The 13,213-nt window shown below is 54.6% G+C and carries 14 protein-coding genes; 3 read left to right on the top strand and 11 right to left on the bottom strand.

The window, feature by feature from the left end:
* Positions 1-51: 51 nt before the first annotated feature.
* From AC3G2T_RS05470 to queD, 5 genes are read right to left on the bottom strand one after another with little or no spacing between them, the layout of a single operon-like run.
* Positions 52-1,449, bottom strand: coding sequence for a sensor histidine kinase (locus AC3G2T_RS05470; RefSeq protein ID WP_474679397.1), 1,398 nt, complete (start codon positions 1,447-1,449; stop codon positions 52-54).
* Positions 1,446-2,123, bottom strand: coding sequence for a response regulator transcription factor (locus AC3G2T_RS05475; RefSeq protein WP_474679398.1), 678 nt, complete (start codon positions 2,121-2,123; stop codon positions 1,446-1,448). The genes AC3G2T_RS05470 and AC3G2T_RS05475 overlap by 4 nt, the downstream gene beginning before the upstream one ends.
* 1 nt (position 2,124) lies before the next feature.
* Positions 2,125-2,841 carry a 7-cyano-7-deazaguanine synthase QueC gene (queC, locus tag AC3G2T_RS05480; RefSeq protein ID WP_488434811.1) on the bottom strand — a complete coding sequence of 239 codons (717 nt, stop codon included), beginning with the start codon at positions 2,839-2,841 and terminating at the stop codon, positions 2,125-2,127.
* A 27-nt stretch (positions 2,842-2,868) separates the two neighbouring features.
* Positions 2,869-3,549, bottom strand: coding sequence for a 7-carboxy-7-deazaguanine synthase QueE (locus AC3G2T_RS05485; RefSeq protein ID WP_488434812.1), 681 nt, complete (start codon positions 3,547-3,549; stop codon positions 2,869-2,871).
* The gene (gene queD, locus AC3G2T_RS05490; RefSeq protein ID WP_474679401.1) at positions 3,549-4,022 is read right to left on the bottom strand and encodes a 6-carboxytetrahydropterin synthase QueD; all 474 of its coding nucleotides are present in this window, start codon (positions 4,020-4,022) and stop codon (positions 3,549-3,551) included. The genes AC3G2T_RS05485 and queD overlap by 1 nt, the downstream gene beginning before the upstream one ends.
* Positions 4,023-4,167: 145 nt before the next feature.
* On the opposite strand from queD, the gene AC3G2T_RS05495 reads away from it, so the two are divergent.
* On the top strand, positions 4,168-5,529 hold the full coding sequence (locus AC3G2T_RS05495; RefSeq protein ID WP_488434813.1) for an RsmB/NOP family class I SAM-dependent RNA methyltransferase: 1,362 nt from the start codon (positions 4,168-4,170) through the stop codon (positions 5,527-5,529).
* Here AC3G2T_RS05495 and AC3G2T_RS05500 read toward each other — a convergent pair.
* A complete protein-coding gene (locus AC3G2T_RS05500; RefSeq protein ID WP_474679403.1) occupies positions 5,502-5,774 on the bottom strand; it encodes a hypothetical protein in 273 nt (90 codons plus the stop codon). The genes AC3G2T_RS05495 and AC3G2T_RS05500 overlap by 28 nt on opposite strands.
* A gap of 220 nt (positions 5,775-5,994) precedes the next feature.
* Between AC3G2T_RS05500 and AC3G2T_RS05505 the strand changes: the two genes are divergently transcribed.
* Entirely contained in the window at positions 5,995-6,627 is a 633-nt protein-coding gene (locus tag AC3G2T_RS05505) for a nitroreductase family protein (protein ID WP_488434814.1), read from the top strand.
* A 69-nt stretch (positions 6,628-6,696) separates the two neighbouring features.
* Here AC3G2T_RS05505 and AC3G2T_RS05510 read toward each other — a convergent pair whose 3' ends face one another.
* The 4 genes from AC3G2T_RS05510 to AC3G2T_RS05525 form a co-directional block, all read right to left on the bottom strand.
* Positions 6,697-7,767, bottom strand: coding sequence for a hypothetical protein (locus AC3G2T_RS05510; RefSeq protein ID WP_488434815.1), 1,071 nt, complete (start codon positions 7,765-7,767; stop codon positions 6,697-6,699).
* Between the two features lie 175 nt (positions 7,768-7,942).
* Positions 7,943-8,743 (bottom strand): Cof-type HAD-IIB family hydrolase, encoded by an 801-nt coding sequence (locus tag AC3G2T_RS05515; RefSeq protein ID WP_474679406.1) that lies wholly within the window; start codon positions 8,741-8,743, stop codon positions 7,943-7,945.
* Between the two features lie 136 nt (positions 8,744-8,879).
* On the bottom strand, positions 8,880-9,647 hold the full coding sequence (locus tag AC3G2T_RS05520) for a pseudouridine synthase (RefSeq protein WP_488434816.1): 768 nt from the start codon (positions 9,645-9,647) through the stop codon (positions 8,880-8,882).
* Positions 9,648-9,653: 6 nt separating this feature from the next.
* Positions 9,654-11,174: an RsmF rRNA methyltransferase first C-terminal domain-containing protein gene (locus AC3G2T_RS05525; RefSeq protein ID WP_488434817.1), complete on the bottom strand. Its 1,521-nt coding sequence runs from the start codon at positions 11,172-11,174 to the stop codon at positions 9,654-9,656.
* Positions 11,175-11,330: 156 nt separating this feature from the next.
* Here AC3G2T_RS05525 and AC3G2T_RS05530 point away from each other — a divergent pair, with 156 nt between their 5' ends.
* Entirely contained in the window at positions 11,331-11,840 is a 510-nt protein-coding gene (locus AC3G2T_RS05530) for a thioredoxin family protein (RefSeq protein ID WP_474679409.1), read from the top strand.
* Positions 11,841-12,401: 561 nt separating this feature from the next.
* Here AC3G2T_RS05530 and AC3G2T_RS05535 read toward each other — a convergent pair.
* Positions 12,402-13,187 (bottom strand): ABC transporter permease, encoded by a 786-nt coding sequence (locus AC3G2T_RS05535; protein ID WP_474679411.1) that lies wholly within the window; start codon positions 13,185-13,187, stop codon positions 12,402-12,404.
* Between the last annotated feature and the right edge of the window lie 26 nt (positions 13,188-13,213).

Below are 13,213 nucleotides of genomic sequence, written 5' to 3' on the forward strand. Positions count from 1 at the left end.
AACTAAAAGAAAAACCTTGGAAAATATTTCTCCAAGGCTTCGCTTCACAGATTAATTTTTCGGATGGTGCATTACAATCGGCAGCGTGACCACGAATAACGTGCCTTCCCCCGGTTCGCTTCGCAAATCGATCGTTCCCTGATGCATCTCGACGATTTTTCTGACGATAGCCAGCCCGAGCCCGTTTCCTCCCTTATCGCGCTGTCTGGCCTGATCAGCTTTGTAAAACCGGTCGAAAATCCGCTCCTGATCTTCTTTGCGGATGCCGATGCCGCTGTCCTTGACCAGAACCCGTATCCGGTCCATCCGGGTCACAAGCTTCAAACGTATTTTCCCGTGCGGCGGGGTAAATTTGATAGCATTGCCGAGTAAATTGATCCAAACCTGATTCAACTGATCGGCATCCGCCGTAATTTTAACTCTGGGCAGCTCCAGTTCCATTTCCAGATGCTTCTCAGACCATTGAGGCTCGTAAAAAACGACGACTCTGCGCAGCTGTTCATCGAGGTCAAAGGTTGCAGGATGGAAAGGATGATGCTCGGATTCGAGGGAAGCCAGCTTTAACAAATTTTCGCTTAGCCTCGACAGCCTCTCGCTTTCCCGTTCGATAATTTCCAAATAACGGTGGCGGTCCTCCTCCGTAATTTCCGGTTGTCTGAGCGCCTTGGAAAAACCGCGGATCGATGTGAGCGGCGACTGAATCTCGTGGGATACGTTCGAGACAAAATCCTGTCTCATTTGCTCCAGCTGCTTTAATTCCCCGGCCATATGGTTAAAGCCTTCCGCAAGCAGTCCGATCTCGTCCTTCCGCTTGATCTTTACATTGACGTTGAAATTGCCCCGGGCAAGACGATTCGTCGCCAGGGTCAGCTTTTTGATCGGATTGACAATATACCGGGAAGCGAACAAAATAAGGATGCTTCCGATAATCAGGACGACCGCAAGTCCGGTCAAAACCGCAGCCCTCGTCTGCCCTTTGCCTTCCTCGGATATTTTGGGAGCGACAAATAAAGCGTACGTCCTTCCGTCCTTGACAAGAGGAATACCGACCTTGATCGTGGCAAGATCGCTCAGATTGTCGGTGTACCGCACGCTGTTTTTGTAAACTTCGCCTTGCAGCACCTGCTGCACCTCTTCGGGCTGAATAACGGGGAAGTACTTCTTGTCTTGAATGCCGTAAGTTTGAAAATTTCCGCTGTCTTTGAACAATGTTAAAGAAAATCCGTCGTTTAGTTTGGTGCTTGATTTCAATATATCTTCCAAAGGGACGGATGGAAACGTTTCGCTCATTTCGATAACCCGATTGCCTGCAGTAAGCAGCCCGGCCTGAATCTGCACGGAGATCTGGCTGGTAAAAAATATCATGGTCACCGGAAAGGCAAGCAGCACGCTGACAATGACGACGGCGGAATAGGTCAGCACAACGCGCAAATAAAGCGTTTTGATCATGACTTGACCTCAAGCCGATAGCCCAAACCGCGGATCGTCACGATCTGGAATTGGTCCGTTTCGTTCTCGAAGCGTTCCCGGATCCGTTTGATGTGCACGTCAACCGTCCGCTCGTCGCCCTCATAGTCGATTCCCCATATTTGCTCGATTAACTGCGCGCGTGTAAAAATTTGCGCCGGATAGCTGGCCAGCTTGTAAAGAATTTCGAATTCTTTAAGCGGCAGCACGACCCGTTGATCCTTTACGCGCACCTCATACTGCATGCGGTCAATGACAATGTCCCCGATTTGCACCGTCTGGGAGGAGGCGATCCGGTACCGCTTCAACAGCGCCCTCACGCGCATCACCAGTTCCACGGGATCGAACGGCTTGACGACATAATCGTCCGTCCCGAGCTTGAAGCCCTTCACTTTGTCGGCGGACTCGCCCTTCGCCGTAACCATGAGCAGCGGAAGATCGCTGTACTGGGCCCGCAGCTCGCGGCACAGCTCCCAGCCGTCCATAAGCGGCATCATCACATCGAGAACGACCAGATCGATCTGCATCGTTTCAACGATGGCGAGCGCATCCTGTCCATTGCCCGCCTCGATCACATCAAGGCCCTCTCCGGCCAAATAAACCCGGATCAGCTCGCGGATATCCAGATCGTCGTCCACAACCAGCACTTTGGCCATGTTATCCCCCCATATAGGCAATCGGGTCTGTCGAGCCCGCTTCCTCGAACCCTTTCAAGCGCAGCCGGCAGCTGTCGCATTCGCCGCAAGCTTCGGCCTTCCCGTTGTAGCAGGAAGTCGTCAGCTCGTACGGTACGCCGAGCCTCAGCCCTTCCTCAATAATTTGCGCTTTCGTCCACTCGATCAGCGGCGTTTCAATCGTTATTCCTTTGCCTTCGACGCCGACTTTGGTCGCCAAGGCGATGACTTCCTCGACTTTGCCGATAAACGCCGGACGGCAGTCCGGGTAGCCGCTGTAATCGAGCGCGTTGACGCCGATGTAAATCGCCTCGGAGCCGGTAACTTCGGCATACGAAGTCGCAATCGATAAAAAGAGCAGGTTGCGCCCCGGCACATAAGTGACGGGAATTTCCGGCTGCTCCTGAGCGGAATGCGCCGATTCGCCGGCCGCCGCATGCGGAACGTCAATGGAATCGTCCGTCAAAGCGCTGCCCCCGAAATCTTTCAAAAAATCCAGCTTGATGATTTTGTGCCTCTCGCTGACGCCGTAATGTTCGGCAACCTGCCTCGCATTTTCAAGCTCGATACGGTGTCTTTGCCCGTAATCGAACGTGAGCGGGTAAATCTCGTACCCTTTCGCTTCGGCAATGCCCATGCACGTCGTACTGTCCAGGCCTCCGCTTAAAATGACCACAGCTTTCTTTACCGGCTCGTTCATGCTATCCACTCCGTTTATTTATTTAAATTAAACCCCGCGCATCGCAGGGTCCCAAATGATTTTGTGCAGCTGCATGTTCAGCTTGACGTGCGCGAGCCCGCTTGCGAGCATCAGCTCGACCAGCTTGCGCGGCGGCATCGTCTCCCACACCGGGCTGAACATGGGCAGCGCCGCCGTCGGATGCTTGTCCAGCACCTCTACCGCGGTGCGGAAGTCAAGCTCGCTGCCGATGACGAACTTCAGCTCGTCCTGCTTGCGCAGCAGCCCGAGATTGCCGGCCAGCATCCGGTCCATTTCCCCGGAATCCGGCAGCTTGAAGTCCATGATGTACCGCACCTTCGGCGACTCGATCCGCTCGATGAACATCCCAAGATCGACCGCACCGTTCGTCTCGATGTGCAGGTCGTCGACCTGCTCAAGCGCGGCGAGCGCTTCAACCAGGGCGAGCGACTTCTCGCCGTACAGCAGCGGCTCTCCGCCGGTCAGGCAAATATGCCGCGAGCGGTACGTCCGTACCCGGTCGACGATTTCACCGATCGTCATGACGAACTCGGCCTCCGCGGGCGGATAGCTGTACTTCGTATCGCACCACGTACAGCGCAGATTGCAACCAAAAAGACGGACGAAGACCGTCGGAAACCCGGCGCGGGTTCCTTCGCCTTCAACCGTCTCGAAAATTTCCACCATCGGAATACGCGTCTCGCGCATCAGTCTTCCTCCTCCATCATCCCGCGCGTCACCGCCGCGTAGCTGGTCGGAGTTTCCCACAGCCGGATCTCCTCCAGCCGGATGGCCGGATACAGCAGCTCCTCAAGCAGCGCTCCATGGATTTGCTCGTACATCCAGACGACCATGTTTTCGGCGGTTGTATTCATCGGCGGCAGCACGTCGTTCAAATACCGGTGATCCAGGCGATCGACAATGCGTTCCTTGGCAATGCGCTTGATATCTCCAAAATCTATGGCGATTCCCCGGCTGTCCACTTTGCCGCTCATGATAACTTGCAGCTTGTACGTGTGGCCGTGCAGATTTTTACATTTTCCCTCATAACAATGCAAATGATGCGCGCTGTCAAACGTAAATTCCTTGGACACCAGTACGGTTTTGCGATGATATTTCAATTGATGCTCTTCGATGTCGCGCCCCAATACCTGTACGTCCTTCGGTATTTCATAGCTCATAGCTTTCACCTCGTGTATGAAAAAACAAGTACTCCCCATTATATCACGGCAAACGTTCTTCTCACAATCGGATCAAAAAGGTATAATAGGGCAATGCTCATCTTATCCGCTTCAACCGACAATCGTAAAAAAGGAGCTTGAACCCGTGGTGCAACTGCCTGCCGCTTATATAGAACAGATGAAACGCATGCTTGGCAAAGAAGCCGGACTGTTTTTACAAACGTATGAACAACCGCGAACCCAGGGATTGCGCTTGAACCCGTTGAAGCTTTCGCCGGACAGCGCGGCGGCCGAACGGGTTGCCCGCTTGTTTGAATTGGAGCCGGTGCCCTGGTGCGGCACGGGTTATTACTACGACGAACGGTTCCGTCCCGGAAGGCATCCGTGGCATGCGGCCGGACTTTACTATATCCAGGAGCCGTCGGCCATGTCGGCCGTTGAGCTGCTGGCGCCGGAGCCGGGCGATACCGTTCTCGATCTTGCCGCCGCGCCAGGGGGCAAATCGACGCAAATCGCCGGCAAAATGCGCGGCAAAGGGCTGCTCATTGCCAATGAAATCCATCCGGCCAGGGCGAAAATTTTGTCCGAAAACATCGAGCGCATGGGCATCGCAAACGCGGTTGCAACGAATGCCCCGCCGGATCGGCTGGCGCAGCGGTTCCCGGCTTTTTTCGATAAAATTATGCTGGACGCTCCTTGCTCGGGCGAGGGCATGTTCCGCAAAGATCATGACGCGATCGCCGAATGGTCCCCCGATCATGTCGCGATGTGCGCGGCAAGGCAGATGGACATTTTGCCCGATGCCGTCGCGATGCTCAAACCGGGAGGCCTCTTGGCCTATTCGACCTGTACCTTCAATAAGGTAGAAAACGAGCAGACCGTCGAAGCGCTACTGCGCGAATTCCCGATGCTGGAGCTGATCCGGACGGAACGGATATGGCCGCACAAGCACAAGGGCGAGGGCCACTTTGTCGCGCTGCTGCGCAAAGACGGCGGCAGCCGCAAAGAAGCACAGGACACGGGACGGCGGCCAAAAAGCAGCGGCAGACCGGACAAAAACGCCGCCGAAGCCATCCGGCAGTTCGCCGGCTTTTGCAAGGATGCGCTGCCGGACTTCCGGCTGGAAGAGGGCGAGCCGCTGCTGTTCGGAGACCAGCTCTACATGCTGCCTTCTGCAGCCGGCTCGGATTTCGGCAGCCGCAATCTGGACGGCCTCAAAGTGCTCAGGCCGGGATTGCATTTGGGCGAGCTGAAAAAGAACCGCTTCGAACCGTCCCACGCGCTCGCCCTAGCGCTCGATGCCGCGGCTATCGCCACAGCCAAGACGTATACCGCGTCTGCGGATTCCGAAGAAGCCGCAGCTTACTTGCGCGGCGAAGCGCTAACGACCGGCCGGGACGTCAACGGCTGGGTGCTCATGACCGCAGACGGGTTTCCGCTCGGTTGGGGCAAAGAAAGCGGCGGCCAGCTTAAAAACCATTACCCCAAAGGGTTGCGCCGGGGTTGAGGCCAGTCCAGATGGCCGCGTATTTCCTGGATGCGCTCGTTCTCATCGCGCAGGTCGGATTCGATCAGGGCAGTCAGCCGCCCGATCTGATCCACTACCGAATCGGGAAGATCAACCTCTTCCACCGATTTTACTATATAAAGCAAACATTGCAGAGTCTCGTGCATGAGGCTCTTTTTCTTGCCCGTCAGCACAACTTCCGTTAAAAAAACAAGATGGCTCAGTTCCTCCTGGGTCATTTTCATCAGGGACATCCCCTTCCTTGCTCCCATTATCCAACATTTTTTGACAGTCCGAAAGAGCCATTGACATCGGCGGAGATAAAATTTAGAATTACAGTAAAATGTTACTTTCATACTTGCAGTTAAAAGCATGGAAATATGCCAATTTTTCCATGCGAACGCGACTGTATGCTTTACCGAAGCAGACAGCAAACTAAAAAAAAATTTGTGGAGGGATTCTCAAATGAGTCAACAATCCGTACAATCCGAAGTTTTAAAAGTTTTGGCAGAGCGCCACTCGGTTAAGGAATATCAAGCCGGGCACAAAATGCCTAAAGAACATCTGGAGCAGCTGCTGCTGTCCACTTCCCAGGCTCCTTCCTCATGGAACTTGCAGCACTGGAAACTGATCGTAATTGAAGACCAAGCCTACAAAGAAAAGCTGCTTCCGATCGCATACGGCCAAAAGCAAATCGTTGAAAGCTCCGTTGTCATCGCAGTTCTCGGCGATCTGGAAGCGAACAAAAACGTAGAGCCCGTATTCGGTCCGCTCGTAGCTGCCGGCCATATGCCCAAAGAGCTGAAAGATACGCTTGCCGGACAAATCGAAGGCGCGTACCAATCCGCCCAGGTTGCCCGCGACGAAGCGATCCGCAACGCTTCCCTCGCCGCCATGCAGCTGATGATCGCCGCCAAAGCGCTCGGCTACGAAACTTGCCCGATGGGCGGCTACGATCCTGTTCGTTTCGTCAAAGAATTCAACGTGCCTGAGCGTTATGTGCCGGTCATGCTGATCAGCGTAGGCTTGCCTGCGAATCCGGCCAGACCGTCCACAAGACTTCCTTTGGAGCAAATTACCGTATCCAACACGTTTTAATATACCGGACTCGTCCACACAAAAAGGCATGCAACTCCCGGCTGCGGGGGTTCCATGCCTTTGTTCGTTTTAATGCACCTGATCGGACTCAAACAAAATCTCGTCGATCAGCTTGTTTTTGTGCAGCATCGATAAATTGACGGTTTCGTAGTCTTTTTCCTTATCCAGTTCTTCCAGCAGCAAAGTCGCAATCAGCTCCCGGTCGTCGGAATTGCCGGGCTCGCGCAAATCGACGAAGCCTGTCAGTTGACGCTGGCTAATATCTACAGTCGCCGTACCGATGGGGTGATTTCCATAGGACGGCTGATAAATCTCGTAAGTAAGCGTATCTCCGTCGTCTCTGACGAGTACGACCTGATAGTCGTCACGCCCGGGCTGCAGAAAGTCACTGTCTGCGTCCTCTTCCTCATCCAGCAAATCGACATGCGCCAGCTCGATCGTATCGATGGGTTCTCCCTTGTAGTTCATATGAATTACGAACGTATCGGTCAAATCTTCATCAAAATCTTTCACGATCAACTCGGCAGCGCAATCCATTTCCACTTCAAAAGGCTCGAATTGCCACTCGACGGCCCCTACGACATCGGAACCGTAGATATGCACGGAAGCCTCTGCGACAATTTCCGCTTCCTGATCATAAATATGGTAATCCACCCGGTTCCTTCTTTCGCCGACAATCACAAGCTCATACTCCGGGAGCTCGTTCCGGTCCGCCGTCATGCCGACCTCATCGGCGCCTTCCGGATCGATATCGTCAAAACGCGATTCGTCCCTGATCCACTCATAGTCCGCTTCGTCGTCACCGTACGATGACGCATCCGGTTCCCGGTCCGGGTAGGCCGACTGCGCCGCGCGGTCGGTAGCGATCACGAAATCGAAATCGCTGTATGTGACGAGCACCTCGCATTGCTTGATCCCCAAAGCGTCAATCAAATACTGCATATGAGATTGCATAAACGCGTAAATCTCCTGCTTGTCCGCTTCCGGCAAGGAATGCCGCTCAAGCTGTATGGAGCCGGACAACCGGTCCGCTTCCCTGTACACCAGCGTTAACGTGCCGACAAACTCCCTGTTACACATAATATCGCAAACTTCGCCGCCTGCCGTTTTGAGATCGGGTCTTAACAAGATATCGGCCATGGGTTCGCCCAGCCTCCTCTACGAATCGTTGTTCATTCATTCGTAGAATGTCCCGCATTTGCCTAAAATATGAATGGTCGGGCGGCGCCCGATGCAATAGGATAAGGCCCCTTTTGAACCCCCAAATACGACAAAAACCCTCAAAAATTGAGGGTTCAACCGTCTGTTCGACCGTCTATAAGGCATATTTTAAAATAGCTTCATGCACGCCGTCCTCGTTATTGGACGCTGTAATCGCGTCGGCGGCGGCTTTGACGTCTTCCGGCGAATTGTCAACCGCAATGCCAAGTCCGGCGTACGCCATCATTTCCAAATCGTTATAATAATTGCCGATCGCCATAATTTCGCCGGAATCGATGGCAAGCGACTCGGCCAGCGCGCGCAGGGCGTTGCCTTTGTTCGCCTCGGCGCTCATCACATCGATAAACAGGTCGCCGCTGCGTATCATCCGCAGATCGCCGTACAGCTTCTGCTCATCCCACTCCCGCTGCACCCGGTCGAGCACTTCCGGCTGACCGAACAGCGTAAATTTCACGATCGGCAGACCGAGCTCCGCCACATCGGTTACGAGTTTGGGGTTGATCAGAAATTTTTTGTACATCTGCTTCTCGTATTCGCCGATCCGTTCGATGTACATGTTAAAAGGCGTACACACGTCAAAGTGAATGCCTTCCCTTCGGGCGTAATCGAGCATCGGATGTATGGCATCAAGCGAAAACGAGAATTCATGAACCAGCGTCTGGCCCCGCTCGTCCGCATGAACGGTCGCAGCACCGTTGTGCGTAATCATCGTTCCTTCCAGCCCGAGCTCCTGCAAAATCGGCAGCGTGCTGGCAGGCGCCCTTCCTGTGCAGAGTACAATCTCGCTGCCCGCTTCGTGAATTTCCCTTATCGTTTGCTTCGTTTGTTCGGTCAAAACATACTGATCATTGAGTAAAGTGCCGTCGACGTCCAACGCGATTAATTTGTATTTCACTGTACAACCGCTCTCCTGTTCTCCTCATTTTCGTCATATTGTACCATACGAAATCATGGCCCGGGACCGCTTTACAAGAAAAACAATTCGAAAACTCCCGCCTGCGGCGATTCGGCCGGCTTGACGCGCGGCATGTCTAGGTGTCTCGCGTACCGCTTTCCTGCTCGTGCGCGGAGCGTAAAGCAAGCAGTTCTTCTTCGGTCAGCTCCCTGGACTGGCCCGGCTTCAAAGTCTCGTCGAGCCGAAGCGGCCCCATAGACAAACGTTTCAAATACACGACCATTTTGCCCACAGACTGGAACATTCGTTTCACTTGATGAAACTTACCTTCCATAATCGTCAGCTCAATCTGCGATGGCCGTCCGTCCTGGCGGCTTCCGGCGTCCACAATGTTCAGCACTCCCGGAAGCGTTTCGTAGCCGTCGTCAAGGGTAACGCCTTGCGCGAATGCGTCGATGTCCGCCTGCCCCACGTCCCACTCCACTTTGGCAAAGTACGTTTTGGGCACATGCTTGCGCGGAGACAGCAGGTTATGGGCCAGCTTGCCGTCGTTGGTCAGCAGCAAGAGCCCTTCCGTATCTTTGTCCAGCCGGCCGACGGGGAACACCTCGAAGGAAGCGTACGCATCGTCCAGCAGATCGACCACCGTGCGGTCGCGATTGTCCTCCGTGGCGGAGACGACGCCCGGCGGCTTGTTCATCATAACGTATACGAATTGTTTATACATGACCGGCTCGCCGTTTACCGTGACGACATCTTTGTCCGGATGGATCTGCATGCCGCTGTCTTTCACCTTGGCGCCGTTAACGAACACCGCCCCGCTCTTGACAAGGCGTTTCAGTTCGGAACGCGTGCCGATGCCCATATGGGCGAGTATTTTATCGAGCCTTTGCGTTTGTTTCATACGCGATTAAGTCCACCTCCAACCGGGCGGGTATTCGTTTTTGAGCATTCCGTCGTGCCATTTGCCCCAGCCGACGGGAAAGCCGTCTATGCAAACCAGGCAGTAGCCCTTGGCTGCAGGAGTGTCCCCGGGGTCGCGGACGATCTCGTCTTCCGCGACCTCCAGCGTCTCGCCCTTCAAGTACCGAAGGGCGCGCGCATCGTCCGAAGCGAGGCTGACCGCCCGCTTCGCTTCGCTCATGCGCAGTCCCATGGCAAGCGCATGGGACGGTTCGAACCGGCCGCGGTGCAGTGCGCCGATGTACCAGCCCGGCCGCACGACTTTCAGTCCGTGCAGCTCGGGCAGGCCCGCCGGCGGCGCGTACGCGTGCTCGCCGTAGCAGACGAGCCGCCCGGCGGCGAAGGGCTCGCTGCGCAGCAGCTCGCGCGCGAACGCCTGCAGCGGCTCCAGGCTCACGGCCGCGCGCGGCGGTTCTGCGCGGCCCTTGCCCTGGCGCAGCGCCTCACGGCCGCTGCGCTTTGCAGCCGGTGCCGGCTCTGCGCCGGCACCGATCGCGGCATCCGCCGCCGCAGGCCCGGCGGATGCGCCTTCGCGCCGCAGCACCGCGGCGAAGTGGCCCTCGCCCTGCAGGCGATGGGGCCACAGCCGCGCCGTTGCGGCGACGGCTTCGCGGGCGCGCGGCGAGAACGCGCCCGGGTCGGCCCACGGCGCCCGCAGCCAGTCCGGGCGCCCCCGGTCGAACGCTGCGGCGTCGACCACAGCGAAATCCTCTCGCCGGTCGAGAAACGCGGCGATTTGCGCCTCGTTCTCCTCCGGCGAGAACGTGCACGTCGAATAGACCATCGTACCCCCGGGAGCGAGCATCTGCGCGGCCTGGTCGAGCAGCTCCCGCTGCATGAGGGAGCATTCCGTTACGGAATGTCGCTCCCACTGCGCCGTCATGTCCTCTTCCTTGCGGAACATCCCCTCGCCGGAACACGGGGCATCGATCAAAATTTTATCGAAATAGCCGCGAAAAACGGAAATCATCCGCTCCGGCTTCTCGTTCAGCACAACCGCGCCTCTGACGCCGGACAGCTCCAAATTTTTCACTAGCGCTTTAACCCGATCCGAATGGATGTCATTGACGACCAGCACCCCTTCGCCCTGCAGCTTGGCCGCGATTTGAGTCGACTTGCCGCCCGGTGCCGCGCACAGATCCAGCACCCGCTCCCCGGGCTTGACATCCAGCAGTTCAACCGGCGCCATCGCGCTCGGCTCCTGAATATAGTACAGCCCCGCATGATAATAAGGATGCTTGCCGGGCCGGGCGCCTTCTTCGTAATAAAATCCTTCGGCCGCCCAGGGCACAGGGCTAATCGCAAAAGGGGACTTGCCCTCGAAATCTTGGGCCGCGATCTTGACCGCATTCACGCGGAGGCCGTACGTTCTCGGCCGTTCATAGGAATCCAGAAATGACTCAAATTCATCCCTGCCCAGCAAATCGCTCATCTTGTGTAAAAAACCGGCAGGAAGCTTGCTGCTCATGCTCGTATCGATCCCTTTCCGCAATCATTGTCCTGTAATATATCGGTATTATAGCCGACTTGTCACGAAACAGCCAATTATTTTCTTGAATTGAAGAGGAATTACTATTCTTTTTATAGAAGATGTTAGGAAGTAAATTATTAAAAGAGGTGCATAATGAAAAAGCTGTTCATCTATCTCGGTATCGTCGTTATTTTATTTGGAGGTCTTTACTGGGTCAACCAACAATCCAACAAATCGGCGGATAAAGACTATCCGTACAATCCATACGGAGTTTCAGTCAGCAAACTGCATCCGGAAACCGTCAAACAGCTGAACGATCCGAACTATCAAAACATCATTTTGCCGAAAGACCTGGATCAAAGACTTAAAAACAAGGAAACGTTTTTCCAGTACTATTTCGCCTCGACCTGCCCGCACTGTAAAGTGACGACGCCTGTCCTTGTGCCGATGGAAAAAGAGCTCGGCATCGATGTCAAGCAATTTAATCTGGAAGAGTTTAAAGACGGCTGGCAAAAATACAACATCCAGTCCACTCCTACACTCGTGTATTACAAAAACGGCGTAGAAGTGGCGCGTATGGAAGGCGGCATTCCCGAAGGCGATCCGAATGTCGGGAACAAGCCGGAACAATTCAAAGCATTTTTCGAAAAATACAAAAGCTGATTGACGCAGCAACCCCCTGGCTCCGGTTTCCCGGAATAAAAGCCAGGGGGTTTGTTTCATCCGCCGTTTCGCGCACACTTCCATTGTGTTCGCCCACCGGACTCCTATGATAGTTCCTTTATTTTCTAGATCACTCCAAAGAAAGTCGCGACGCTTTGTTAAGGTCAGAGGAACCGGAATAATTTAGGGGACAGCCGCTTTTTCCCAACTTGTGCCTCTCCCGGCTTAGGTCGTAGAACTGTGCAACTGGGCAGAAAGCAGCTCGATAGAAAAAATGCCTGCGAAAGTGCATGTTTTTTCTGCAAAATCGGCTTATTTTGGCAAAAAACCTGCAAAAGTGCAGGAATTTTCGGCGAAAGTGAATCTGAGTCCATGTGTTCGGTGAAAAGCCTGCACTTTTGCAGGAATTCATCGCAGCCAGCGGTAAAGGACGCAAATTCATGTATTTTTGCAGGTTTTCTTCGTATAGTCAGGCACATTGAGGCTATTTTGTTCATGCCTTCTACTCAGTTCACCCACCGAACCCTAGAGTCTGGCGGGTGGAGTTGCTTTTATGCATACCTAACTGCTTGCGCTAGTGTAGCGCCTGAGTGCAAACATCCAGAACCATCTGGCCAGCCCGAAGAACACAGCCGCTATCCCCAAGCTCAAGCCGGCTTGCAGCCATGTCAGCTTGCCGATTATGGCCGCTGCAGGGTACGTAGTGATGAAGGCGATCGGAAAAATATAGGTGAGCGCGAGCCGCAGCAAACCTTTGTACACCGTAACCGGAAACCGCGCCGTTTCGAACACCGAGCTGAACAGGAACGACAAATTGTCTACTTTCACCGCCCAGAACGAAAATATCATCATGCCCATCCAAAGGGAATAGACGACGACGAGCGACGCAGCGAACACGACCACAAAAATGGCCGTCTGCCCGGCTGTAGGCACGGCGCCCATCCGCCACAGCGCAAACGCGACCAAGCCAAGGCCGAGCACCACATCGGCCAGACGCCAAAACACCAAATGCCTGAAGCTGATATAAAATTGGCTGTCCACAGGCTTGGTCAGGACGAAGTCCAGCGTCCCTTTGCGGATATGGCTCACAAGGCGGGACATATTCGGCTGCAGAAAAAATTCGATAAACCCGTGTATGGCGTTGAAAATGCCCAGCAGCACGAGCACCTCGTAAAATCCCCAGCCGCCGACCTGCTGCGTCCGGTAAAAATAAAGCTGAACCGTCAGCACGGCCATCCCGAGCCAAAAGACGGTACCGAGCAAATTCGCGGCAAAATTGGCCCTGTACTCAAACTCTTCGACGAGGCAGGCCCGTAAAAATTCGCGAAACAGCCGCACATATTTCATCGCTGTCCTCTGACCTCCTTCGATGC

The sequence above is a fragment of the Paenibacillus sp. sgz302191 genome, assembly GCF_057749925.1.

What these genes read in the sequence shown, in the direction of transcription:
- AC3G2T_RS05470 (WP_474679397.1), bottom strand. Translation starts at nt 1,449, where the DNA reads ATGATCAAAACGCTTTATTTGCGCGTTGTGCTGACCTATTCCGCCGTC.
- AC3G2T_RS05475 (WP_474679398.1), bottom strand. Translation starts at nt 2,123, where the DNA reads ATGGCCAAAGTGCTGGTTGTGGACGACGATCTGGATATCCGCGAGCTG.
- queC (WP_488434811.1), bottom strand. Translation starts at nt 2,841, where the DNA reads ATGAACGAGCCGGTAAAGAAAGCTGTGGTCATTTTAAGCGGAGGCCTG.
- AC3G2T_RS05485 (WP_488434812.1), bottom strand. Translation starts at nt 3,549, where the DNA reads ATGCGCGAGACGCGTATTCCGATGGTGGAAATTTTCGAGACGGTTGAA.
- queD (WP_474679401.1), bottom strand. Translation starts at nt 4,022, where the DNA reads ATGAGCTATGAAATACCGAAGGACGTACAGGTATTGGGGCGCGACATC.
- AC3G2T_RS05500 (WP_474679403.1), bottom strand. Translation starts at nt 5,774, where the DNA reads ATGAAAATGACCCAGGAGGAACTGAGCCATCTTGTTTTTTTAACGGAA.
- AC3G2T_RS05505 (WP_488434814.1), top strand. Translation starts at nt 5,995, where the DNA reads ATGAGTCAACAATCCGTACAATCCGAAGTTTTAAAAGTTTTGGCAGAG.
- AC3G2T_RS05510 (WP_488434815.1), bottom strand. Translation starts at nt 7,767, where the DNA reads ATGGCCGATATCTTGTTAAGACCCGATCTCAAAACGGCAGGCGGCGAA.
- AC3G2T_RS05520 (WP_488434816.1), bottom strand. Translation starts at nt 9,647, where the DNA reads ATGAAACAAACGCAAAGGCTCGATAAAATACTCGCCCATATGGGCATC.
- AC3G2T_RS05525 (WP_488434817.1), bottom strand. Translation starts at nt 11,174, where the DNA reads ATGAGCAGCAAGCTTCCTGCCGGTTTTTTACACAAGATGAGCGATTTG.
- AC3G2T_RS05530 (WP_474679409.1), top strand. Translation starts at nt 11,331, where the DNA reads ATGAAAAAGCTGTTCATCTATCTCGGTATCGTCGTTATTTTATTTGGA.
- AC3G2T_RS05535 (WP_474679411.1), bottom strand. Translation starts at nt 13,187, where the DNA reads ATGAAATATGTGCGGCTGTTTCGCGAATTTTTACGGGCCTGCCTCGTC.